Source organism: Variovorax sp. E3, assembly GCF_016082275.1.
GTDB lineage: Bacteria > Pseudomonadota > Gammaproteobacteria > Burkholderiales > Burkholderiaceae_C > Variovorax.
In genome coordinates this window covers 31266-55228 of record NZ_MOWM01000034.1, presented here as the reverse complement: position 1 = coordinate 55228, position 23963 = coordinate 31266, and the positions used below count along the sequence as shown (strand labels likewise).

The 23963-nt window shown below is 70.1% G+C and carries 18 protein-coding genes and 4 pseudogenes; 15 read left to right on the top strand and 7 right to left on the bottom strand.

Annotation, left to right across the window (positions count from 1 at the left end; translation table 11 throughout):
* The 5 genes from BMG07_RS14740 to BMG07_RS14720 all read left to right on the top strand — a co-directional run.
* Positions 1-2005: acyl-CoA dehydrogenase (locus BMG07_RS14740; protein WP_198085200.1), on the top strand; the 2005-nt coding region annotated here is incomplete at its 5' end.
* Positions 2006-2047: 42 nt separating this feature from the next.
* Positions 2048-3034, top strand: coding sequence for a tripartite tricarboxylate transporter substrate binding protein (locus BMG07_RS14735; RefSeq protein WP_198085199.1), 987 nt, complete (start codon positions 2048-2050; stop codon positions 3032-3034).
* Positions 3035-3037: 3 nt separating this feature from the next.
* Positions 3038-4537, top strand: a complete 1500-nt coding sequence (locus tag BMG07_RS14730) for a class I adenylate-forming enzyme family protein (protein WP_198085198.1) — start codon at positions 3038-3040, stop codon at positions 4535-4537.
* Positions 4538-4650: 113 nt separating this feature from the next.
* Positions 4651-4830, top strand: coding sequence for a DUF3606 domain-containing protein (locus tag BMG07_RS14725; RefSeq protein WP_198085197.1), 180 nt, complete (start codon positions 4651-4653; stop codon positions 4828-4830).
* Positions 4831-4977: 147 nt separating this feature from the next.
* A complete protein-coding gene (locus BMG07_RS14720) occupies positions 4978-5652 on the top strand; it encodes a hypothetical protein (RefSeq protein ID WP_198085196.1) in 675 nt (224 codons plus the stop codon).
* Here BMG07_RS14720 and BMG07_RS14715 read toward each other — a convergent pair.
* Positions 5601-6848, bottom strand: coding sequence for a DNA topoisomerase IB (locus tag BMG07_RS14715; RefSeq protein ID WP_198085195.1), 1248 nt, complete (start codon positions 6846-6848; stop codon positions 5601-5603). The two genes, BMG07_RS14720 and BMG07_RS14715, sit on opposite strands and share 52 nt — an antisense overlap.
* Before the next feature lie 105 nt (positions 6849-6953).
* Between BMG07_RS14715 and BMG07_RS42145 the strand changes: the two genes are divergently transcribed.
* The gene (locus BMG07_RS42145; protein ID WP_269758967.1) at positions 6954-7541 is read left to right on the top strand and encodes a hypothetical protein; all 588 of its coding nucleotides are present in this window, start codon (positions 6954-6956) and stop codon (positions 7539-7541) included.
* Positions 7472-8002, top strand: a complete 531-nt coding sequence (locus tag BMG07_RS42140; RefSeq protein ID WP_269758966.1) for a hypothetical protein — start codon at positions 7472-7474, stop codon at positions 8000-8002. The genes BMG07_RS42145 and BMG07_RS42140 overlap by 70 nt, the downstream gene beginning before the upstream one ends.
* 27 nt (positions 8003-8029) lie before the next feature.
* On the opposite strand, the gene BMG07_RS14705 is transcribed toward BMG07_RS42140, so the two are convergent.
* Genes BMG07_RS14705 through BMG07_RS14695 form a run of 3 tightly spaced genes read right to left on the bottom strand, consistent with a single transcriptional unit; the run spans position 8030 to position 10656 of the window.
* Complete coding sequence (locus BMG07_RS14705; protein WP_198085194.1) at positions 8030-8713, bottom strand: TIGR02117 family protein; 684 nt, start codon at positions 8711-8713, stop codon at positions 8030-8032.
* Between the two features lie 7 nt (positions 8714-8720).
* Positions 8721-9968, bottom strand: a complete 1248-nt coding sequence (gene dinB, locus BMG07_RS14700) for a DNA polymerase IV (protein ID WP_198085193.1) — start codon at positions 9966-9968, stop codon at positions 8721-8723.
* 52 nt (positions 9969-10020) lie between these two features.
* A complete protein-coding gene (locus BMG07_RS14695; protein ID WP_198085192.1) occupies positions 10021-10656 on the bottom strand; it encodes a YiiX family permuted papain-like enzyme in 636 nt (211 codons plus the stop codon).
* 97 nt (positions 10657-10753) lie between these two features.
* Between BMG07_RS14695 and BMG07_RS14690 the strand changes: the two genes are divergently transcribed.
* Positions 10754-11326, top strand: coding sequence for a putative glycolipid-binding domain-containing protein (locus tag BMG07_RS14690; protein ID WP_269758965.1), 573 nt, complete (start codon positions 10754-10756; stop codon positions 11324-11326).
* A gap of 23 nt (positions 11327-11349) precedes the next feature.
* Here BMG07_RS14690 and BMG07_RS44895 read toward each other — a convergent pair.
* Positions 11350-12344, bottom strand: a pseudogene (locus BMG07_RS44895) (Bug family tripartite tricarboxylate transporter substrate binding protein).
* Positions 12341-13260, bottom strand: a pseudogene (locus tag BMG07_RS44890) (LysR substrate-binding domain-containing protein). Before BMG07_RS44890 ends, BMG07_RS44895 begins: the two co-directional pseudogenes overlap by 4 nt.
* A gap of 120 nt (positions 13261-13380) precedes the next feature.
* Here BMG07_RS44890 and BMG07_RS14675 point away from each other — a divergent pair.
* The 3 genes and pseudogenes from BMG07_RS14675 (at position 13381) to BMG07_RS14665 (ending at position 18530) form a co-directional block, all read left to right on the top strand.
* Positions 13381-16146 (top strand): tannase/feruloyl esterase family alpha/beta hydrolase, encoded by a 2766-nt coding sequence (locus BMG07_RS14675; protein ID WP_198085191.1) that lies wholly within the window; start codon positions 13381-13383, stop codon positions 16144-16146.
* Positions 16143-17504 (top strand): S9 family peptidase, encoded by a 1362-nt coding sequence (locus tag BMG07_RS14670; protein WP_198085190.1) that lies wholly within the window; start codon positions 16143-16145, stop codon positions 17502-17504. Before BMG07_RS14675 ends, BMG07_RS14670 begins: the two co-directional genes overlap by 4 nt.
* 40 nt (positions 17505-17544) lie before the next feature.
* Positions 17545-18530, top strand: a pseudogene (locus BMG07_RS14665) (tripartite tricarboxylate transporter substrate-binding protein).
* Here the strand turns inward: BMG07_RS14665 and BMG07_RS14660 are convergent.
* On the bottom strand, positions 18527-19327 hold the full coding sequence (locus BMG07_RS14660) for an IclR family transcriptional regulator (protein ID WP_198085189.1): 801 nt from the start codon (positions 19325-19327) through the stop codon (positions 18527-18529). The pseudogene BMG07_RS14665 and the gene BMG07_RS14660 sit on opposite strands and share 4 nt — an antisense overlap.
* 174 nt (positions 19328-19501) lie before the next feature.
* Here BMG07_RS14660 and BMG07_RS14655 point away from each other — a divergent pair.
* The 4 genes and pseudogenes from BMG07_RS14655 (at position 19502) to BMG07_RS14640 (ending at position 23950) form a co-directional block, all read left to right on the top strand.
* A pseudogene (locus tag BMG07_RS14655) lies at positions 19502-20376 on the top strand (amidohydrolase).
* Between the two features lie 14 nt (positions 20377-20390).
* On the top strand, positions 20391-21905 hold the full coding sequence (locus BMG07_RS14650; RefSeq protein WP_198085188.1) for a sugar ABC transporter ATP-binding protein: 1515 nt from the start codon (positions 20391-20393) through the stop codon (positions 21903-21905).
* Positions 21906-21933: 28 nt separating this feature from the next.
* Positions 21934-22962, top strand: a complete 1029-nt coding sequence (locus BMG07_RS14645; RefSeq protein ID WP_198085187.1) for an ABC transporter permease — start codon at positions 21934-21936, stop codon at positions 22960-22962.
* A 34-nt stretch (positions 22963-22996) separates the two neighbouring features.
* Positions 22997-23950, top strand: a complete 954-nt coding sequence (locus tag BMG07_RS14640; RefSeq protein ID WP_198085186.1) for an ABC transporter substrate-binding protein — start codon at positions 22997-22999, stop codon at positions 23948-23950.
* The last annotated feature ends 13 nt before the right edge of the window (positions 23951-23963 follow it).

The window sequence follows — 23963 nt, the reverse complement described above, 5'->3', positions numbered from 1 at the left end:
CGAACTGGTCGCGGGCCGCAGCTTGCCGGCGCTGGCCTGGCAGGAGAGCGCGGGCGACCTCAGCGCGGTGCCGCTGGCCTGCGGCTGCGAAGCGCGCACCGGTCATGCCGGCGGCGTGCTGCTGCAGGGCGAGAAGCTCATGGTGCTGCCCGGCGCGGCCGCCAGCGGCTGGCTGGTGTCGGCGCGCGGCGAAGACGACGCGGTGCTGCTGTGGGTGCCGCGCGGCACCGAGGGCGTGAGCGAAACGATCGTGCCGCTGGTCGATGGCAGCCAGGCGTCGAACCTGCGCTTCGAGCAGGTCGCGCTGCCGGCCGACGCGGTGCTGGCCGAAGGCCCGGCCGCGCAGGATGCATTGCGCCAGGCGCTCGCGGCGGGCCAGGTCCTGCAGGCGGCCGAGCTGCTGGGCGCGGGACAGGCAATGCTCGCGCAGACGCTTGCCTACCTGCGCACGCGCTCGCAGTTCGGCAAGCCCATCGGCAGCTTCCAGGCGCTGCAGCACCGCTGCGTCGACATGTTCATTCACCTCGAGGTGGCGCAGGCCACGTTGAACGAAGTGCTCGCGCTCGCGGTGCAAGGGCTGCCATCGGACCGGCTCGAAGCCGAGGCGAGCCGCGCCAACGCACGCTGCACGGCCGCGGCCTTGCAGGCCTCGCGCGCGTCGGTGCAATTGCATGGCGCCATCGGCTACACGCAGGAGTGCGACCTGAGTCTGTTCTACAAGCGCGTGCTGTGCCTCTCGGCCTGGCTGGGCAACGTCACCGCGCACCAGCGCCGGCATGCGGCGCTGGCGGGCGAAGCGGAAGCGACCGCGAGCGCCGCCGAATGGCAGGGCGAGTTTCCGCGCACCGCCGATTGGGCCGCGATGCCCGAGGCCGATTTCCGCCGCATGGTGCGCGCCTTTCTGCAGCAGCGCTATCCGCCGCAACTGCGCTACCTGTCGCACCGCGCGCGCTGGCGCGAGATGCGCGAGTGGTACCTCACGCTGTCCGCGCAGGGCTGGATCGCGCCCGCCTGGCCGCAGGCGCACGGCGGCATGGGCCTGCCGGCGGACAAGCTCATCGCGTGGATCGAAGAGCTGGAGCAGCACGGCGTGGCACGCGCGCCCGACCAGGGCATCGTGATGATCGGCCCGCTGCTGATCCAGCACGGCACGCCCGAGCAGCAGCAGCGCTTTCTGCCGCGCATATTGAGCGGCGAGAACGTGTGGTGCCAAGGCTACTCGGAGCCCAATGCCGGCTCCGACCTTGCGGGCCTGCGCACCGAGGCCGTGTCGGCGCGCGACGCGCAAGGCGACCACTTCGTGGTCAACGGCCAGAAGATCTGGACCACGCTCGCGCAGGACGCCAACCACATTTTCCTGCTCGTGCGCACCGACAAGGACGCGCGCAAGCAGGAAGGCATCAGCTTCCTGCTGTGCGACTTGCGCACGCCGGGCATCACCATCCGGCCGATCCACACGCTGGCGGGCGAGCCCGAGTTCTGCGAAGTGTTCTTCGACAACGTGCGCGTGCCGGCCGACAACCTGGTGGGCAAGCTGCACGGCGGCTGGACCATCGCGAAGGCGCTGCTGGGCTTCGAGCGCATCTTCCTGGGCAGCCCCAAGCAGTCGCAGTACGCGCTGGGGCAACTGGCGCGGCTGGCGCAGGCCAAGCGCCTGTTCGCCGATCCGGTGTTCGCGCAGCGCTTCGCGGCGCTGCGGCTGGACGTGCTCGACCTGTCGGCCGCGTACACCGGCTTCGCGAACATCGTGCGCGCGGGCAAGCCGCTGCCGGCGTCGGTGTCGCTGCTGAAGATCTGGGCCAGCGAGACCTACCACCGCATCGGCGCGCTGCTGGTCGAGGCGGGCGAAGAACAAGGCGCCGTGGCCGGCGACCAGGTGCTCGACGGCCAGACCTTCAACGTGCTCTCGCCGCTCATCGGCGCCACGGCCGCAATGATCTACGGCGGCACCAACGAGATACAGCGCAACATCCTCGCGCGGCAGGTCCTGGACCTGCCGGCCTGAGCGATGCACGCGCCGAAGAATTCATAACAGGAGACAACGCTCATGACATCCACCGACATCTCGCGCCGCCACATGGTGGCCGCGCTGGCGGGCAGCGCGGCGCTGGCCGCTTTGCCTTCACGCGCCTTCGCGGAGCAACCCTTGCCGCCGCTCATCAAGCTGGTGGTCGGCTACTCGGCCGGCGGCCCGGTGGACGGCGCCGCGCGCCTGCTGGCGCCCGCGCTGAGCCAGGCCCTGGGCACGCAGGTGATCGTGGACAACCGCCCCGGCGCGAGCGGCTCGCTGGGCGGCGACGCGGTGGCCAAGGCGCAGCCCGACGGCGCCATGCTGTTCTTCGGCGCGAGCCCGACCATCACCATCAACCCCAACGTGCAGCGGCGCATGGCCTTCGACCCGATGAAGGACCTCACGCCCATTGCGCCGCTGGTCGACTACACCAACGTGCTGGTCGTCAACACCGAGGTGCCCGTGCACAGCGTGGCCGAGCTGCTGGCCTATGCCAAGGCGCGACCCGGCAAGGTGTTCTACGGCTCGGCGGGCGTGGGCGCGTCCAACCACCTGAGCGGCGCGCTGCTCGAGAAGATGACCGGCGTGCAGCTCACGCACGTGCCCTACAAGGGCAGCGCGCCGGCGCTGGCCGATGTGATGGGCGGCACGGTGACGATGATGTTCGACATCATCGCCACGTCGAAGCCCTTCATCCAGACCGGCAAGGTGCGTGCGCTGGCCGTCACCTCGCGCCAGCGCAACCGCATGCTGCCCGACGTGCCGACCATGATCGAGTCGGGCGTGCCCGGCTACGACGTGGGCGGCTGGTTCGGCCTGTACGGCCCGGCGCGCATGGACCCGGCGCTGGTCGCGCGCATGAACGCCGCCGCGCAGAAGATGCTGGCGCGCGAGGACATCGCGAGCCGGCTGCGCGAGCAGGGCTACGACGTGTGGTCCGGCGCGGCCGACCTGCTGGCGACCAAGGGCAAGTCCGACCGCCAGCTCTGGGCGACGGCCTCCAAGGGCATCGAGGCGGAATAGGCGATGCGGCAACGGATTCACGAACTGCTGGAAGCCCGCGCGGCGCGCACGCCGCAGGCGATCTTTCTTTTCGAGCCCGGCGGCACCACCACCTACGCGGCATTGCAGGCCATGGTCGAGACGGCCGCGCAAGACCTGCTGGACGCGGGCGTGCGGCCGACCGACCGCGTGGTGCTGGTGGCCGAGAACTGCGCCGCGCACATCGCGCTGCTGATGGCGTGCAGCCGCGTCGGCGCGTGGTCGTGCGGCGTGAACGCGCGCATGTCGCCGGGCGAGGTCGCGGCGATCGTCGAGCGGGCGGATGCGCGTCTTTGCTGCTTCACGGGCGGCGTGTCCGAGGCGGCTGAAAAGCATGCGGCGCGGGCGGGCGCGGTGCCCGCCGCGCTGGCCGGCGTCAGCCGTTCGCCGGTGCGTGCGCAGGCGCTGCCTGAAACAGCCCCCGCGCTGGCCGACACCGCCGCGATCATCTTCACGTCGGGCACCTCGGGCACGCCGAAGGGCGTGATGGTGTCGCACCGCGGGCTGCTGCATTTCGGCCGCGTGTCGGCCGGCGTGCGCGCGCTGACCGGGCGCGACCGCGCCTACGCCTTCCTGCCGATGACGCACATCTTCGGCATCGGCACCGTGCTGATGGCCGCGCTCACGGGCGGCGCGTCGCTGGTGCTGCGCGGCAGCTTCTCGCCGGCCGACATGCTGCAGGCGCTGGCGCACGAACAGGTGTCGAACCTGCTCGGCCCGCCGACCATGTATGCGCGGCTGCTCGCGCACATCGAGGCCGAACGCGCGACACCGCGCTTTCCGCAACTGCGCTACGTGTACACCGGCTCGGCGCCGCTGGACCCCGCGCTCAAGCAGCGCGTGGAGCAGCTGTTCGGCCAGCCGCTGCACTACGGCTACGGGCTGTCGGAGTACGCGGGCTCGGTGTTCCTCACGCGCACCGAGTCGCCGCGCTCAGACACGGCGGCCGGCCACGCGGTGGAGGGCGGCGAGGCCCGCATCGTGTCGCTCGACGGGCACGACGTGGCGCCGGGCGACACCGGCGAAATCTGGCTGCGCGGGCCGGGCCTGATGCTCGGCTACTTCCGCGATGCGGCCGCCACCGCGCAGGTGATGCGCCCCGGCGGCTGGTATGCCACCGGCGACCTCGGGCGCTTCGGCGAAGACGGTGCGCTGTTCGTGGTCGGGCGGCTGAAGGAAATGATCATCCGCTCGGGCTTCAACGTGTACCCGGCGGAGATCGAGGCGGTCATCGGCCGCTTCGAGGGCGTGCACCTGTGCGCCGTGGTCGGCACGCCCGAGGCCGACGGCAACGAGCAGGTGGTGGCCTTCGTGGAGCTCAAGCCCGGCGCGGCGCTCGACCGCGAGGCGCTGCGCGCGCACCTGGTCGAACACCTGTCGCCGTACAAGCGCCCGGCGCGCATCGAGCTGATCGATGCGATGCCCACCACGGCCAACGGCAAGCTGCTCAAGCGCGAGCTGCAGGCGCGCCTTCGCGCAGCGTAGGCGGGGGCAGGCACGGACCTCGGCGTTTTCCTGCAAGCGGGCGCGCCGCAGTCCTCCAGCCCACCCCGCCGCGCCGGCCGCATCGTGAGGTTTTCTGCAAAGGAAACCACACCATGGCCGATGACCTGAGCAAGCGCGGGCCGCAGGATGCCACCCGCATCAACGTGAACGAGGCGCACGAGGTCCGCTACTGGACCCAGACCCTGGGCGTGACCGAGGCGCAGCTGCGCTCGGCCATCGCCGCCGCCGGCGTCGAGGTGAAGGACGTGCGCACCTACCTCGGCAAGCCCTGAGGGCGCGGGCGCGAACCCCGGTGGCGGCAGCCGTAGGCACGTTCCTACACCCGGCGCGGGAGTCGGGCACCATACTTGTTGCTCTCTCTCGTTTCAGGAAGTACCCGTGACCGTGCCGATGAACCCGAAGCCCATGGCCGCCGCCCGATGAAGGCGTCCCCCAGCGCGCGCAGCTGGATCGCCGCCGGCGTGCGCCACGAACTGCTCACACGGGCGCTGCCCGCCCTGCGGCACGACATGGCGGCACCGGTCTCGGTGATCCGCATGGCGCTGCTGATGCTCAAGCGGCAGGTCGGCGCGGCCACCATCGATGCCGCCGCCTGCGAAGAACGCGTGGCGCTGATCGACAACCAGGTGGCCGAACTGGTCAACGCCATCCGTTCGCTGCGCGACTGGGAACTGGCCACCACCGACGACGGCATCACGCGCAGCGCGCTGGTGGCGCAGTGCATGGCACTGATGCGCTCGGCCTTCGACCTGCACGGCGTGACGCTCGACACCGGCCCCGACCTCGAACCGCGCGACGGCGAAGCGCGCCGGCCCGCCGCCGCGGCGCTGCGCTATCTCTTTCTCGGCGTGCTGGGCTACCTGCACGACGGCGCGGCCGAGGCGGGCACGATCCGCGTCGAGGCCGACGGCGCCGACGCGCTGCGCTTCACCGCCTTGCCGCGAGAGCCGGGCGCCACCCACGCGGTGCTCGACGCGCATCGCGCGCCGCGCGCGCTGGCCATCGACGCCGTCGCGCTGCAGAGCCTGGCCGAAGACATGGGCTACATGGTCGAGGTCGACGGCGACAGCGTGCGCTTCGCGCTCGGCGACTGAGCCCGAGCCTTCTTCGCGGACTGGCCCGTGGTGCGTTGGGTGCGTTGAGCGCGTGGGGCGGCGCGCTGCCCTTGCCGGTGCGCGCGAAGAAAGGCCAGCAGCCGCCGCTCGGCGGCATGGAGGCCGCGTGACGGCTTGGCGGCGTTGCGCCCCGCGATCTTCTGGAACAGCGCTTCGGCCTCGTCGTCGTCCGCGAGCGCGCTGCCCAGCGCCAGCACGGCCGGATGCACATATGCCTTCTTGCAGACGGCCGGCGTGTTGCCTAGCTGCTTGGCCACGGCCCCCAATATGTCCTTGGCGCTGTAGCGGGTGCCGTCCGCCGCGCTGCGCCCCGGCTCGCAAGCCAGGCGCGTGAGTTCCAGCGCCTGCACCGTGCCGTGCCAGGTGCGGAAGTCCTTGGCGGTGAAGCGCTCGCCCGGCGCGGCCTCGGCCAGATAGTCGTTCACGTCGGTGGACGACACGCTGCGCAGCTCGCCGTCTTCTTCGTCGGCGTACTGGAACAGCGCCTGCCCCGGCAACTGCTGGCACTGCCGCACCACCTTGGCCACGCGCGGGTCGTCGAGTGTGGCTTCGTGCATCACGCCGCTCTTGCCCCTGAACTTCAGCCGCAGCGCCGCGCCGCGCACGGCCGCGTGCCGGTTGCGCAGCGTGGTGAGGCCGTAGGAGCCGTTGCTGCTCGCGTATTCCTCGTTGCCGATGCGCAGCAGCGTGGTGTCGAGCAGGCGCACCAGCGCCGCGAGCACTTCGGCGCGGCTCGGGGCCTTGCCGCCTTCGGGCGGCCGCAGGTCGCGCGCCACGCGGGCGCGGATGCGCGGCAGCGCGCGCCCGAAGGCCTCGAGCCGGTCGAACTTGGTCTCGTCCTTCATCAGGCGCCAGTCGGCGTGGTAGCGGTACTGCTTGCGCCCGCGCGCGTCGATGCCCGTGGCCTGCAGGTGGCCGTTGGGCAGCGGGCAGATCCACACCTGCGTGTAGGCCGGCGGAATCGCCAGCATGCGGATGCGCGAGATCTCGTCGACGTCGCGCAGCCATCGGCCCTTGGCGTCGCGGTAGCGAAAGCGCTCGCCGTTTTTCAGGCGGCGGATGCCCGGCATGTCGGGGTTTACGTAGACCAGCCCGTTGGTGATGGGCGTGGGCCTGGACGGCGGCCTTGCGGACGGCGTCGATACGGGAGCGCTGGAGAGGGCAGGGGCCGGCATGGGGTTTGCGTGGTGGTAGGCACCGTTTTTGCCAGCGCCGACAATCACCGCCTGTAGGACGCCGCAAATGCGGCCCGTCTCTTCTTTCCCTTATCGAGCTTTCGAATGTCTTCCAGCCCTTCGTCTTTCCGCACCCGCTGGCTGCTGCTGCCGGCCGCCGCGCTGCTTGCCACGGCTTGCGCTTCCAATTCTTCCGCCCCGGCGGCCACGGCCACGGCAGCACCCGCGCCCGTGAAGGTCAAGGTCTTCGTCGCCGCCATGTTCGAGATCGGCAAGAACACCGGCGACCGCGCGGGCGAGTTCCAGCACTGGTACGAGCGCTACTGGAAAGACGCCCAACCCATCGCCGTGCCCGGCGCGCTGCAGCCCGTGTACTGCAACACCGACGGCGTGTGCGGCGCGGTGCTGGGCATGGGCAAGGTCAACTCGTCGGCGTCGATGCAAGCCATTCTGCTGAACCCGCAACTGGACTTCTCGCAGGCCTACTACGTCATTTCCGGCGTGGCCGGCACGCCGCCTTCGCGCGGCACCATCGGCGAAGTGAACTGGGGCACATGGCTGGTCGACTACGACCTGGGCCACCGCTGGGCCCCCGAAGAAAACAAGGCCGGCGCGCGACCTTCATGCCGCGCAAGGGCTACGAGGACTACCGCCGCTTCCAGCTCAACCCCGACCTCGTGCGCTGGGCCATGAAGCTGTCGGCCGACACGCCGCTGAAAGACGCCGACTCGGCCCGCGCCTACCGCCTGCGCTACCCCGACGCGGCGGCGCGCCGCGCGCCCTTCGTCGGCACCGGCACGCACATGACGGGCGACACCTTCTTCCACGGCCCCGGCATGTCGAAGCAGGCGCAGTACATCGCCAAGCTGTACGGCGCCGACGACTACGTCATCACCGAAATGGAGGCCGCCGCCATCACCCTGGTGATCAAGCGCACCCACGGCACCGACCGCGTGATGAGCCTGCGCGGCGCGGTCAACTTCGACCAGGGCAACCCGAAGGAGACCACGCTGCAGCACCTGGACCCGGCGCCGGGCGAAACGGCCGGCGGCTTTGCCGAGACGGTGGAGAACGTCGAGCGCGTGGGCAGCCGCGTGGTCGACCACATCGTGGCCCACTGGCCGCAGTGGCAGGGCGGCGTGCCCAAGCCTTGAACGCGCCCTGAACCTGGCCGGGGCCGCTCAGGGCCGCGCCGGCTTCAGGTGCCAGGTCACCGTGAAGTCGAAGGGCGTCCATCGGCTGGCCGTGACGCCTGCGTGCCGCAAGCCGCGGCCGATCCAGGTGTTGCAGGTCTCGAAGAGGTTGTAGGCGCCCCGGGCTTCGTAGAAGGCGTCCTGGCTGTCGTAGTGCGCGCCCGCGATGGGCACAGCCGGGCCCGGGGGCAGGGTGGCGCGCACGTGGTCGACGAGCCGCGCGTACTGGGCCTGCGACAGCGGCAGCTCGAAGGCGCCGCGCCCCAGCTGCCCGCGCCGCAGGTAGCTCACGTGCAGCAGCGAGCGGTTGCCGCCCGACAGCGCCCCGAAGGCGCGCGCCGCCGTCAGGTCGCCCCAGGTGGGCGTGTTCAGGTAGAACTCGCGGTCGCCCCAGCCGATGGCGACGAACTCGGCATCGGGCGGCGGGGCCCGGAAGTCCTGCGGCGCAAACACCTGCCGCCAGTCGACGGTGGCCGAGCGGATCGGGAACACGTAGTCGGTGTGCACGCCGTTGCTCAGCACCCAGGCCTGCACCTCGGCGGGCGCTTCGGCCGCCGCCCCCGCATTGGCCGGCCACAGCACCAGCGCGAACGCCACCGCCACATACAGCCCCACCAGCGCAGCCAACCCCAGCAGGGTGAAGGCGATGCGGCGCAGCCAGCGTTTCACCATGGCGTGTTCAGAACAGCGACGCGGTGGTGGCCGCGGGCTCCTGCGCCGGGCGCTGCGCGCCGCTGCCGGCGGGGGCCAGCGCCTCGGGGCTGCCGGCCTTGGCCAGCGCGCCCACGCGCACGCCCAGCAGCCGCAGCGGCCGCTCCAGCGGCACGCGCTTGAGGCACTGCCCGCCGGTCTGGCGGATGGTCCTGGCGTCGGCCGTGAAGCGGTCGATGGTCTGGTCGCGCGTGGCGATCTTGAAGTCGTCGTAGCGCAGCTTGATGCCGATGGTCTTGCCCACGTAGCCCTTGCGCTGCAGGTCTTCGGCCACCTTCTCGCACAGGTGCGTGAAGATCGCGCCCAGCTCGGCGCGGTCGCGCACCGCGTGCAGGTCGCGGTCGAACGTGGTCTCGCGGCTCATCGACACGGGCTCGCTCTCGGTCACCACGGGCCGGTCGTCGCGGCCCCAGGCCACCTCGTGCATCCACGCGCCGGTGGCCTTGCCGAAGGTGGCAATGAGCCAGTCGCGGTCGCGCGCCGCGAGCTGGCCCACGGTCTCGATGTCGAAGCGCTTGAGCTTCTCGTCGGCCTTGGGGCCGATGCCGTTCACCTTGCGGCAGGGCAGCGGCCAGATCAGCGTCTGGAGGTCCTGTTCGTAGACCACCGAGATGCCCTTGGGCTTGTTGAACTCGCTCGCCATCTTGGCGATGAGCTTGTTGGGCGCCACGCCGATCGAGCAGGTCAGGCCGGTGGCGTCGAGGATGGCCTTCTGGATCAGGCGCGCCAGCGAGCGCCCGCCGTCGCGCTGGCCGCCGGGCACGTGAGTGAAGTCGATGTACACCTCGTCCACGCCGCGGTCTTCCATCAGCGGCGCGACCTCCAGGATGATCTGCTTGAAGGCGCGCGAGTAGCGTCGGTATTCGTCGAAGTCCACCGGCAGGATGATGGCCTGCGGGCACAGCTTGGCGGCCTTCATGAGCCCCATGGCCGAGCCGATGCCGAACTGCCGCGCCGGGTAGGTCGCGGTGGTGATCACGCCGCGCCCGGTGTAGTCCTTGAGCAGCGGAAACGACGCGACCGGAATGTCGGCCAGCGTGCCGCCCTCGGGCAGGTCGCGGATGGCTTCGTCGACGCGCCGCCGGCCGCCGCCGATCACCACCGGCAGGCCCTTGAGCTGCGGATAGCGCAGCAGCTCGACCGACGCGTAGAAGGCGTCCATGTCGAGGTGGGCGATGCGGCGTATCGGCGGTGCGGGCGGGGTCGGGGAACTCACGGCCCCGATTGTCTCGCGGCCGGGCCGCTTGCGCCCGCGCGGGGCTGCTGTGTCAGCGCGTTTCCACGGTCGTGAGCAGCGGCGAGTCGAACATCGCCACCGGGGAGATCACGGGCTCGTCCATCGGCACCTTGTCGCCGTAGCGTTCGCGCATCTTGGCGCGCACGGCCGGGTCGCCCAGGTTGAATTCGCGGATCTTCTGCAGCTCGCCGATGCGCACGCCCAGCGCGCGCTGGTAGAGCTTCCACACGAGCTCCGAGCAGTAGATGCGCTGGTCCGACCACTCGAAGGTCAGGTCGTAGGGGCGGCCTTCGAAATCGGCGGTGCCGGCACGGAGGCGGGCCACCGCGCCCGGTGTCAGCAGCTTGTCGGCATTGCGCAGCCGCTTCACCACGTAGTGGCCGCCGTTGCCGCGCGCGGTCCATTGGGCAAGCGGGGTGTAGCGCACGGTGGCCACGGCCTCGAACACGTAGGGCTTGCCGCCGCGCATCAGCACGATGCCCATGTGGCTGTAGCGCGAGCCGGTGGCGCGCTGCACGGCCACGCTCTGCGCCGAGCGGGAGGTGTGGAAGACGATGTCGCCGTCTTTCAGCGCGGCGCTGGCCGCGTGCGCGGCCCCGCCGGACAGCAGGGCCGAAAGTACGGCAAGGGCCAGGGCGGCGAACGCGGGGCGGGACGAAGCGGTCATGGCCGGGCATTGTGCGGTCATTCGGGGCCGGCCTTGCCGGGCGCCACCCTCGGGGCAGCGGGGCATTGCTTGCGCACCGCAGCATGGCGGTGCCATCATGCGCGCCATGCAAACCGTCGCCTCCATCCTCTGGCGCAGGCTCGATGTTCCGGGTCACGACGCCTGCCGTCTCGAACGCAACGCCTCGGCCTGGCAGCTCGATGGCGCGGCCGTGTTCCGCCTGGAAGGCGGCCGCATCGCCCAGTTGCACTACCGCGTGCGCTGCGATCTGCACTGGCACACCCAGTGGGGCACCGTGCGCGGCTGGCTCGGCGAGTCGGCGATCGACCTGTCGATCACGCGCGACGCGCGCGGCCACTGGAAGCTCAACGACGAGGCCGTGCCCGACCTGTCGCACTGCGTCGACCTCGACCTGGGCTTCACGCCCGCCACCAACCTGCTGCAACTGCGCCGGCTCAGCCTTTCGAAGGGCGAGGGCGCCGACGCCCCGGCCGCGTGGCTGGACCTGGACGGCGGCGGCGTGCTGAGCGAACTGGCGCAGCGCTACGAGCGGCTCGGCGACACCGAGTACGCCTATGAGGCCAAACGCTTCGACTACGCGGCCACGCTGGGCGTGACCGAGGACAGCTTCGTGCGCGACTACCCGCGGCTCTGGGCGGCCGAGGCGTAGCAAGCCGGCCGGCGGGCCATCCGTCAGTCGAACTGCGAGCGGTCGCCCGCGACCAGCGCGCGGTTGCGCCGGCGGTCCGCCGCGATCTCGCGCGCGAAGTCGTCGGTGTCGCCGCCGGCCGGCAGGTTGTAGGCGCCGCGCAGGCGCGCGCGCACGCTGTCGCTGTCCAGCACGCGGTTGATCTCGGCGTTGAGCCGCTGCACCACCGCCGCCGTGTGCGCGCCGGCGCGAAGATGCCGAAGAGCGAATCGCGGTTGGCCTTCTCGAAGCCCAGTTCCGCGAGCGTGGGCACGGCGGGCAGCGCGTCGATGCGCGCGGGCGCGCCCACCGCCAGCGCCTGGAAGCGCCCGCCCTCGATGTACTGCAACTGCTGCGCCGCGACGTTGGTCGACAGCACCTCGAACTGCCCGCTCAGCGCGTCGTTGAGTTGCGGTCCGCCGCCCTGGTAGGGGATGTGCGTGATGTCGGTGCGGCTTTGCATGCGCACCTGCGCCAGCACCATGTGGCCGATGGTGGCCACGCCCGAGGTGGCCCAGCGCACCGCGCCCGGCCGGCTGCGCGCCTGCGCGATGAGCGCGTCGAAGCCGCGCCCCGCGAAGGCCGGCGTGCCCACCACCAGCACCGGCGTGCGCATCACGCTGGCCACGGGCGCGAAGGCACGCAGCGGGTCGTAGGGCACGCGCGCCAGCAGCGGGTGCAGCGTGAGCGGGCTGATGGCCGAGAAGGCCAGCGTGGTGCCGTCGGGCGCCGAACGCGCGAGCGCGTCCATGCCCAGGCTGCCGCCGGCGCCGGGGCGGTTCTCGATCAGCACCGGCACGCCGAGCGCCTGTGCGAGCGGCTCCGCCAGCACGCGTGCCATGCCGTCGCTCACGCCGCCGGGCGGGTACACCACGATGAGGCGCACCGCGCGGATCGGCCAGATCGACGGGGCGGCGTGCAGGAGACGGGGCGCCGCGCAGGCCGCGGCGAACAGGGCGCCGGCGCCCTGCACGAAGCGGCGTCGCGCGCGCATGCTCATGACACCGCGTGCCCGCTCGCGAGCTTGCGCAGCAGCGCCGCGAAATGCTGCGCGGGCAGGTTGTCTTCTTCGGCGCGCGACACCAGCGTGAGCGGCGCGTCGAGCTGGCCGCCGTCGGCCAGCCGCGTGTAGGCGATGGCGTGCGCGTGCACGCCGGTCATCGAGGCGGGCACCACCGACAGGCCGACGCCCGCGGCCACGAGGTTCAGGTTGGTCATCATGCGATCGACTTCGGCCACCACGCGCGGGCGCAGCCCCTTGGCATGGCACAGCGCGAGCAGCTCGGCATAGAGGCCGGGCGCACCCGGCCGCCGCACGAGGATGATGCCTTCCTCGCACAGCTTGGCCAGCGGCAGCGGGCGCGAAGCTTGGTGCGCGCGAGGGCAAAGCGGTGGTCGCTGGGCATGGCCACCAGCACCGGCTCGCGCAGCAGCGTCTCGAACACCAGGCCCTCGGGCCGCGCCACCGGCACGCGCAGCAGGCCGCAGTGCAGCCGCCCGGCGGCCAGCGCGTCGGTGAGCTCGGCCGCGTTGTCCTCGCGCAGCTGCAGCTCCACGGCGGGGTAGGCGCGGCGGAACGCGCGCAGCGCCTCGGGCATGAAGCGGTGCGCCGCCGCCGAGCTGGTGAAGCCGACCGCCAGCGTGCCGGCCTGGCCCTTGGCCACGCGCGCCATGCGCTGCTTCATGGCTTCCATGTCCTGCAGCATGCGCAGCGCCTCGGCCTGGAACAGCCGGCCCGCGTCGGTGAGCGCCACGCCGCGCGGATGGCGCCGGAACAGCAGCACCCCCAGCTCGCGTTCGAGCGCCTTGATCTGCAGGCTCAGCGGCGGCTGCTGGATGCCCAGTTGCTCGGCCGCGCGCGTCATGTGGCCGGTGCCCGCGACGGCCACGAAGTAGCGCAGCGCCCTGATGTCCATATGTTTTTGGTATTGAAAGTGCCTTGTTATTTTATTTGACCCGAAGTCACTCGGGAAACTATCGTCCGGCCGCCCATTCAAAAAGCGGCCCAACGAGGCCGCATGCCGGAGACAAGACCCATGCGCATACAGCGCCCTGCCTCGAAGATTCGCGTCGCCCTGCGCGCCTGCCGCTCGTTCGGCCCCGCGCTCGCCATCTCGCTCGTTCTGGCCGCCTGCGGCGGCGGTGGAGGAGGGGGCGGCAGCCCCGGCTTGCTGCCGTTCGTTCCGCCGGCCGCCGGCGGCAACAACCCGCCCGCCGAAGATCCGCCGGCCGGCCCGCCCGTGTTGCAGCCCGTCGTGGCCTGCGCCGACCTGAACGGCAAGAGCCTGCCGGCTTCGCTGATCAGCCTGCCCACGCAGGGCGCCACCGTCACCAGCGCCACGCCCGTGGCCGCCGGCGACGCAGGCAACCTGCTGGGCGACTACTGCCGCGTGCGCGGCACCATCCAGCCGGTCGATGCGAGCGCGTCGGTCATCAACTTCGCGGTGAACCTGCCCGAGAAGTGGAACCAGAAGACCATTCATTTCGGCGGCGGCGGCTTCGACGGCGTGCTGATCGACGGCACCGAGGCCATCCGCTTCGGCCCCGCCGGCAAGCCCGCGCCGCTGGCGCTGGGCTACGCCACCTACGGCGACGACTCGGGCCACCAGTCCGGCAGCATCACCGACGGGCGCTTCGCGGCCAACGACGAGCAACTGGCCAACTACGGCGGCCAGTCGCTCAAGAAGACGCGCGACGTGGCGCAGGCGCTGGTGTTCGCGCGCTACGCGGTGAAGCCGAAGCACGCCTACTTCCTGGGCACGTCGACCGGCGGGCGCGACGCGCTCAGCTACATCCAGCGCTGGCCCGAGGACTACGACGGCGTGATCGCCAACGAGCCCGCGCTCAACTACACCGGCACGCGGCTGTCGAACGTGGCCGTGGGCCGCGCGCTCTACAACAACGCCGGCGCGGGCTGGATGAACGTGGCCCAGACGCTGCTGGTGCAGAAGGCCGCGATGGATGCCTGCGACGCGCTCGACGGCGCGGTCGACAAGATCGTGAGCAACGTGGAAAGCTGCCGCAAGCTCAATGATCAGATCCTGGCGTCGGTGCAATGCCCCGTCGGCACGCCACCCAGCGACACCTGCCTGTCCGACGACCAGATCAAGACGGTGCGCGCCATCGAATTCCCGCTCGAACTCAGCACCTATTCGCTGGCCAACGGCGTGAAGCGCGCGGGCGGCTACAACCTGCTCGAAGGCGCTCTGGTGGCGGGACCGTTCACCACGCGCGACCTGGGCTCGAAGGCGGTGCCGGCCAACCCGGCCTCTTCGGCCGATGCCAACGTGTACGTCACCGGCGACCAGTGGGTGAAGTTCTTCGTCACGCGCATCACGAACTTCAACACGCTGACTTTCGATCCGCAGAACCCCGGCGCCGACTCTGCCGTGCGGGTCACCGAGGTGTCGAACCTCACGGACGCGACCAACCCGAACCTGGCGCCCTTCTTCGCGCACGGCGGGCGCCTCATCATGCTGCACGGGCTGGCCGACGAAGTGATCAGCCCGAACTCGACCATCGACTACTACAAGCAGCTCATCGCCACCGTGGGCCAGGCGTCGGTCGACCGGAACGTGCGCTTCTACACCGTGCCCGGCATGGGCCACGGCACCGGCAGCTTCATTCCCAACTGGGACTCGCTGGCTGCGCTCGAAGGCTGGGTGGAGGGCGGTTTGGCGCCCTCCACCGGCGTGGCGGTCGATGCGGTGGCCGGCACCTACGGCCGCACGCGCCCGCTGTGCCTGTTCCCGTCGTGGCCCAAGTACCGCGGCAGCGGCAGCCTCGACGCGGCCGTCAACTACAGCTGCGTGACCGAGGTCGGCGATCCGCTGGCCTGCCCGAACCTGCCGGCCGCCGTCACCGTCTACAAGGGCGGCAACAGCTTCGGCGAAGAGCTGCGCGTGCAGGTCGACCCCGCCGCCATGACCTACAACGTGACCATCGATTCGGGCGACGCGGGCCGCGTCGGCACCCAGCACCCCGGCACGCTGACGAAGCTCGGCGACTGCACCTTCACAAGCTCGGGGAGCGGCGGCGCGGTCTTCGGCTTCGGCGCCGGTGGCGTGCTGTCGGGCGGCATGGACGCGCCGAGCGGCACCAGCTTTGCACCGTTGCTGGCGTTCCAGAAGACCTACGACAACGCGGCCACGCCCACCGACTTCAAGGCCATCGCCAACACCTTCAATGCGGCGGGCGTGCTGCAGGACACGGGCGGCGCCTACGGCGCGGTGGTGAAGCTGCGCACGGCAGGCACCTTCCAGTACTGCCGCGACCCTGTGTCGGACAGCTTCATGATGTACAACGCCAGCTGCACGAAGACCGAGAAGGGCTACATCGCCTACAACGCGAGCCACGGTGCATTCGACGTGTTCACCACGCCGCCGGGAGACCCGGCCATTGCGAGCGGCGGCACGCTCAGCGGCTCGATGGTGATCGGCCTGGTCAACGGCGCGATGGTGCCGCTGCATCTGCTGCCGAAGTCCTTCGCGCCGGTCGCCGGCACGGTCTTCACGCGGGGGCTGCGCATCCTCGGCCTGCAGCAGGCCCTGGCTTCCGGCACGGCCGACGGCAACTACGCGATGGTCAGCGTGAAGGGGGAGAACCATGACGCGACGGTGGCGGGGAGCGCGTTCAACCTGGGGGGCGCCGCGGCGACCCTGAGCAGCACCAGCCCCCTCGTGGACGGCGTGCTGTCGTCCGACGCGGGCCGGCCCGGCCGATTGATTTTCAACAGCGGCGTTCTTGCATTCGTCTCCGACCCCGGATCGAATGCGGCGCTGGAATTCGGAGTACGCCATTGAAAAAACGACTGACGCAGCTCGCTGCATTCGCCTTGCTCGGCACGGCGCCGCTGCTGTCCGCGCACGCGGCCACGGCCACGGCGCCCAGGCCCGCGGCCTGCCCCTCGCCCGTGCCGGACACCGCGCGTTGCTACACCGGTGAAGACGGCACCGGCGCGCTCTACTGGATCGCCCTTCCGGGTGGCTGGGCAAAAGACGCGAAGCGCGTGCTCGTGATGCACGCCCACGGCGGCCCCGAGACCGGCCCGCCCAAGCTCGAGCGCAGCGAGGAAGACCTCAAGCGCTGGGCCGTCACCGTGAAGGCCGGCTACGCCTGGGCCGGCTCCACCTACCGGCGCGGCGGCTACGGCGTGACCATGTCGGCCGAAGACACCGAGCGCCTGCGCCGGATCTTCGTGCGCCACTTCGGCCAGCCGCACCGCACGCTGCTGCACGGCCAGAGCTACGGCGGCGGCGTGGCCGCCAAGGCGGCCGAGCTGTATGCGCCCGCCGGGGGCGCGAAGAGCCCTTACGACGGCCTGCTGCTCACGAGCGGCGTGATCGGCGGCGGCAACAACAACTACGACTTCCGGCTCGACCTGCGCGTGGTCTACCAGTACGTGTGCCGCAACCACCCGCGCCCCGACGAGCCGCAGTACCCGCTGTGGATGGGCTTGCCGCTCGATGCGAAGCTCACGCGCGCCGACCTCGCCGAGCGCGTGAAGGCCTGCACCGGCGTGGGCCTGCCGGCCGCGCAACGCACGCCCGAGCAGGCGGCGCACCTGAAGACCATCCTGTCGGTCGTGAAGATCCAGGAGCGCTCGCTGGTCGGCCACCTGGCCTGGGCCACGTGGCTGTTCCAGGACCTGGTGCAAAAGCGCCTGGGCGGGCGCAACCCCTTCGGCAACATCGGCGTGGTCTACAGCGGCTCGGCCGACGACGCGGCGCTCAATGCCGGCGTGCTGCGCTACGCGGCCGACCCGCAGGCCAAGGGCGCGCTGGCGGCCGACAGCCAGCCCACCGGACGCACCGCGCTGCCCACCGTGGGCCTGCACGCCATCGACGACCCGACCGCGTTCGTGGAACTCGAGAATTCGTACCGCCGCATCCGCGACGCAGCCGGCACCGGCGGCAACCTGGTGCAGAGCTTCAGCAGCGAGCGCGAGCACAGCTACCTGAGCGACTCGGAATACCCCGCGCTCTTCGCCGCGCTGCTCGACTGGATCGACAAGGGCGAGAAGCCCACGCCCGAAGGCCTGGCGCAACGCTGCAAGGCCGCGATGGCGCGCTACGACACCGACGGCAAGAACGGCTGCCACATCAAGCCCGAGTGGCAGCCGCCCGCGCTCGAGAGCCGCGTGCCGCCGCGTGCGCCCTGAATTCCCCCTTTTTTCCTTTTTCAAAACTGCTGGAGATTCCATGAAGAAACTGTTCGCCCTCGCAGCCATTGCCGCTGCCGCCGTGGGCGCCACGTCGGTGCAGGCGCAAGACTTCCCGAGCGGCAAGTCGATCACCATCGTCGTGCCCTTCGCGGCCGGCGGCCCGACCGACCGCGTGGCGCGCGACCTGGCCGAGGCGCTGCGCAAGCCGCTGGGCGGCGGCACGGTGATCATCGACAACGTGCCCGGCGCCGGCAGCTCCATCGGCGCGGCCAAGGTGGCGCGCGCCACGCCCGACGGCTACACGCTGCTGCTGAACCACATCGCCATGGCCACCGTGCCGAGCCTGGTGCGCAACCTGCCGTTCAAGGTGGAGAGCGACTTCGAGTACCTGGGCATCGTCAACGACGTGCCGATGACACTGATCTCCAAGCCCAGCATCCCGGCCACCAACTACAAGGAGCTGACGAGCTGGATCGCCGCCAACAAGGGCAAGATCAACATCGGCAACGCCGGCGTGGGCTCGGCCTCGCACCTGTGCGGGCTGCTCTACCAGAGCGCCACCAGGACCGAGATGACGGCGGTGCCGTACAAGGGCACCGCCCCGGCCATCACCGACCTGATCGGCGGCCAGATCGACCTGCTGTGCGACCAGACCACCAACACCACGCCGCAGATCCAGGCCGCAAGGTCAAGGCCTTTGCCGTGACCACGCCCAAGCGGCTGGCGCTGCCGATGCTGAAAGACCTGCCCACGCTCGACGAGGCCGGCCTGAAGAACTTCCAGGTCACGATCTGGCACGGCCTGTACGCGCCCAAGGGCACCCCCGCGCCGGTGCTCAAGAAGCTCAACGACGCGCTGAAGGTGGCGCTGAAAGACCCGGACTTCATCAAGCGTGAAGAGCTGCTGGGCGCGGTGGTCGCGACCGACGGCCGCATCGAACCGGCCGGTCACAAGAAGTTCGTGACCGAGGAAATCGCCAAGTGGACGCCCATCATCAAGGCGGCCGGCGTCTACGCCGACTAAGCAGCGTTCGTTACCAGCGACAGCTCGCGCGCGGCCTGCAGCATCAGCTCGCGCGCGCGGTCCAGCGACGGGATCGCGTGGCGGTCGATGCGCCGGATGTACGGCGTGGTCAGCACCGCCAGCGCATGCCCGTGCGGCCCGACGATGGGGCACGAGATGTCGATCACGCCGAAGTACTGCAGGCTCTCGCGCTGCCGGTAGCCGGTGGCGCGCACGGCCTCGAGCATGTGCTCCAGCTCGTCGGGCGGGATCTGCACCTCGCCGTCGAGCGCCACGTGCTCGGCCAGCATCTGCCGGCGGCGCTCGGGCGATTCACAGGCCAGCAGCACCTGGCCCGAACCGGTGTCCAGCAGGTTCACGCGCGTGCCGGGGCGCACCGTCATGTTGCTCGCGGCGGGGCTGTTGACCTGCGCCACGATCTGCACGTTGCCCCGGTCGTACACGCCCAGGTGGCATGACTGCTCGGCCTCCTTCACATAGCGGTCCATCACCGGCAGCGCCTGCGTGACCAGCCGCTCGGCCGGCGGGTAGCGGTGCGCCAGGTCGAACATCTTCAGGCTCAGGCTGTAGCGGTCGCCCGCCAGCGAGCGCATCACGTAGTGCCGCGCCACCAGCCGCTCGAGCATGCGGTAGATCTCGCTGGGGCCGCGGTCCAGCGCCTTCACGATCTCGCCGCGCGTCAGGCCGTCGGGCTGGTCGGCCAGCAATTCCAGGATGTCCAGGCCCTTGTCCAGCGCGGGCGCGCGGTAGCGGTCCTGCTCGTCGGCGGCGGCCTTTGGAGAAATGATTGTTTGCATTGTCTTGTTCACTGGTGAATTTCAACAGCGGATTCGAGGAATTGCAAGTTTCGTATTACGGGTAAGCCCCGAGTTCTCGCCCTTGACGTTGAAAGTTCGTATGTAAATACTCTATTCACTTATGGATAAAGAGAGGCAAGGCGCTCGCCGGCACCCGCCGCGAGCGACCCGAAAATGATCCAGCGCATCGACTCCCATCAGCACTTCTGGCGGCCCGCGCGCGGCGACTACCGGTGGCTGCGCGCCGACGTACCCGCGCTGGCGCCGTTGCTGCGCGACTTCCTGCCGGACGACCTGGCGCCGCTGCTGGCGGCGCACGGCGTCGGCCGGACGGTGCTGGTGCAGGCGGCCGAGTCGCGGGCCGAGACCGAGTTCATGCTCGACCTGGCCAGCGCCCATGCATCGATCGGCGGCGTGGTCGGCTGGGTCGAGCTGGGCCGGCCCGGCGCCGTCGGCACGCTCGAGCGCATGGCGCGGCACCCGAAGTTCAAAGGCGTGCGCCCGATGCTTCAAGACCTGCCCGACGACGACTGGATCGCGAGCCGGCCGCGTCCCGATGCCATGCGCGCGCTGCAGCAGCTCGGCCTGCGCTTCGACGCGCTGGTGAAGCCGCGTCATCTGTCGCCGCTGCTGCGCTTTCTCAGGCACTGGCCCGAGCTGCCGGTGGTGATCGACCATGCGGCCAAGCCGCCCGTGGGCGCGCACGACAGCGAAGCCTTCGCGCGCTGGCGCGCGGACATCGCCGAGGTCGCCGCGTTTTCGCAGGTGTGCTGCAAGTTCTCGGGGCTGTGGGGCGAGGCGCCGGCGTCGGTGCATGGCGACGTCGCGGCCACGGTGCGCGCCGTGCGCCCGGTGTGGGAGCACCTGCTCGAGGTGTTCGGCCCCGCGCGCTGATGTGGGGCAGCGACTGGCCGGTGCTCACGCTGGCCGGCGACTACGCGGGTTGGGTCGCTGTGAGCCAGGCCTGCATCGGCGGCCTCTCGCAGGACGAGCAGGCCGACGTGTGGCACGGCACGGCGCGGCGCTTCTACGGCCTCTCCCTGGACTGAACGGGCATTTCTTCATGCAACCCATCGTCACCATCCGCGACCTGTGCAAGTCCTTCGCGGGCGTGCGGGCCCTGCACAACGCGCAGTTCGAGCTGATGCCCGGCGAGGTGCATGCGCTCATGGGCGAGAACGGCGCGGGCAAGTCCACGCTCATGAAGGTGCTGGCGGGCGTGTACCGCAAGGACGCGGGCGAGGTGCTGTTCGACGGCCAGCCCGTGGACATCGCGAGCCCGCGCGCCGCGCAGGCGCTGGGCATCGGCATCATCCATCAGGAGCTCAACCTGATGAACCACCTGAGCGCCGCGCAGAACATCTTCATCGGCCGCGAGCCGCTCGGCGTGCTCGGCCTGTTCATCGACGAAGAGGCGATGCGCGCCGAAACGCAGCGCATCTTCGATCGCATGAACCTGCGGCTCGACCCGCGCACGCCGGTGGGCGAGCTCACCGTGGCCAAGCAGCAGATGGTGGAAATCGCCAAGGCGCTGTCGTTCGACTCGCGCGTGCTCATCATGGACGAGCCCACCGCCGCGCTGAACAACGAGGAGGTGAGCGACCTGTTCCGCATCATCGGCCAGCTCAAGGCGCAGGGCGTGGCCGTGGTCTACATCTCGCACAAGATGGACGAGCTCAAGCGCGTTGCCGACCGCGTGACCGTGATGCGCGACGGCCAGTACATCGCGACCGTGCCGATGGACCAGACGCCGATGGGCTCGCTCATTGCCATGATGGTGGGCCGCCAGCTCACCGAGGTGGAGAACGAATTCCCCGACACCGCCGGCAACGAGGTGGTGCTGGAGGCGCGCGGCATCTGCCGCGGCGCGATGGTGCGCAACGCCAGCTTCGTGCTGCGACGCGGCGAGATCCTCGGTTTCGCGGGGCTGATGGGCGCGGGCCGCACCGAGCTGGCGCGCGCCGTGTTCGGCGCCGACCGCATCGACGCGGGCGAGGTATTCGTGCGCGGCAGGAAGGTGTCGATCCGCTCGCCCGAGGACGCGGTGGCGCACGGCATCGGCTACCTCTCGGAAGACCGCAAGCACTTCGGCCTGGCCACCGGGCTCGACGTGGAAACCAACATCGCGCTGCCGAACATGAAGCGCTTCCTGTCGATGGGCGCGTTCATCGACCAGGCGGCCATCGGCGCGGCGGGCGAGCGCTACGTGAAGCAACTGCGCATCAAGACGCCCTCTGTGCACCAGCAGGTGCGGCTGCTGTCGGGCGGCAACCAGCAGAAGATCGTCATCGCCAAGTGGCTGCTGCGCGACTGCGGCGTGCTGTTCTTCGACGAGCCCACGCGCGGCATCGACGTGGGCGCCAAGGCCGAGATCTACCGCCTGCTGCACGAGCTGGCCGCGCAGGGCAAGGCCATCGTGATCATCTCTTCGGAGCTGCCCGAGATATTGCGCATGAGCCACCGCGTGCTCGTGATGTGCGAAGGCCGCATCAACGGCGAGCTGCCGGGGCGCGAGGCCACGCAGGAAAAGATCATGCAACTGGCCACGCAGCGCGAAGCGCCGGTCGCGGCGGCCTAGACACACGACACCAGGGAGACAACGCCTCATGACCTCGATCGCCCCCGCCACCGCAGCCACCTCCGCCGGCGGCAGCCTGAAGGCCCGGCTCTTGCGGCCCGCCACGCGGCAGAAGCTGCTGGCCTTTGCCAGCCTCGTCGTGCTGATGGTGTTCTTCGGCATTGCGTCGCCGCAGTTCCTGCAGACCGACAACCTGGTGAGCATCCTGCAGTCGACCGCGGTGAACGGCGTGCTCGCCATTGCCTGCACCTTCGTCATCATCACCGCGGGCATCGACCTGTCGGTGGGTACGCTCATGACCTTCTGCGCGGTGATGGCGGGCGTGGTGCTCACCTACATGGGCATGCCGCTGGCGCTCGGCATCGCGGCGGCAATCTTGTTCGGCGCGCTGGCGGGCTTTACCTCGGGCGTGCTCATCGCCAAGCTCAAGATCCCGCCGTTCATTGCCACGCTGGGCATGATGATGCTGCTCAAGGGGCTGTCGCTGGTGATCTCGGGCACCAAGCCGATCTACTTCAACGACACGCCGAACTTCACCGCCATTTCGCAGGACTCGCTGATCGGCTACTTCGTGCCGTCGCTGCCGATTCCCAACGCGGTGCTCATCCTGTTTCTCGTGGCCGTTGCCGCGAGCATCGTGCTGAACAAGACCATTCTCGGGCGCTACACCTTCGCGCTGGGCAGCAACGAAGAGGCGGTGCGCCTGTCGGGCGTGAACACCGACTTCTGGAAGGTGGTGGTCTACACGGTCAGCGGCGGCATCTGCGGCATCGCGGGGCTGCTGATCGCCTCGCGGCTGAACTCGGCGCAGCCCGCGCTGGGGCAGGGCTACGAGCTGGACGCCATCGCGGCGGTGGTCATTGGCGGCACCTCGCTGAGCGGGGGCACCGGCACCATCGTCGGCACGATCATCGGCGCCTTCATCATGAGCGTGCTGACCAACGGCTTGCGCATCCTGTCGGTTGCGCAGGAGTGGCAGACGGTGATCACGGGCGTGATCATCATCCTGGCCGTGTACGCCGACATCCTGCGCCGCCGCGGCGCAAGCAAGCACTGAACGACGACTTTCCCACAACCACAGGAGACATCGCATGATCCACAGAAGAGCCGCAGTGACGTTCACGCTGGGCGCCGCGCTCATCGCGTTCGGGGGCATCGCACGGGCGCAGGCGCAAGAGGTCTACATCCCGCTGGTCTCCAAGGGCTTCCAGCACCAGTTCTGGCAGGCCGTGAAGTCGGGTGCCGAGCAGGCCGCGAAGGACTACAAGGTCAAGGTCAGCTTCGAGGGCCCCGAGACCGAGGCCATGGTCGACAAGCAGATCGACATGCTCTCGGCCGCGCTCGCCAAGAAGCCGCAGGCCATCGGCTTTGCCGCGCTGGACAGCCAGGCCGCCATTCCGCTGCTGAAGAAGGCGCAGGCCGCGAAGATCCCGGTGGTGGCCTTCGACTCGGGCGTGGACAGCGACATTCCCGTGACCACCACCACGACCGACAACAAGGCCGCCGCCGCGCTGGCCGCCGACAAGATGGCCGAGCTGATCGGCAAGAGCGGCGAGGTGGCGCTGGTGGTGCACGACCAGACCAGCCGCACCGGCGTCGACCGGCGCGACGGCTTCGTGAACCGCATCAAGTCGACCTACCCGAACATCAAGATCGTGAGCGTGCAGTACGGCGGCGGCGACCAGCTGAAGTCGACCGAGATCACCAAGTCGATCCTGCAGGCCTCGCCCAACATCAAGGGCATCTTCGGCGCCAACGAGGGCTCGGCCATCGGCGTGGTCAACGGCGTGAAGGAGATGAAGCGCACCGGCAAGGTCGTGGTCATCGGCTACGACTCGGGCAAGCAGCAGAAGAACGCCATTGCCGACGGCAGCATGGCCGGCGCCATCACGCAGAACCCCGTGGGCATGGGCTACAAGACCGTGGAGATGGCCGTGAAGGCGATCAAGGGCGAGAAGCTGCCCAAGGTCGTGGACACCGGGTTCTTCTGGTACGACAAGAGCAACATCGCCGACCCCAAGATCGCGGCCGTGTTGTACGACTGATTTTTTTAAGAAG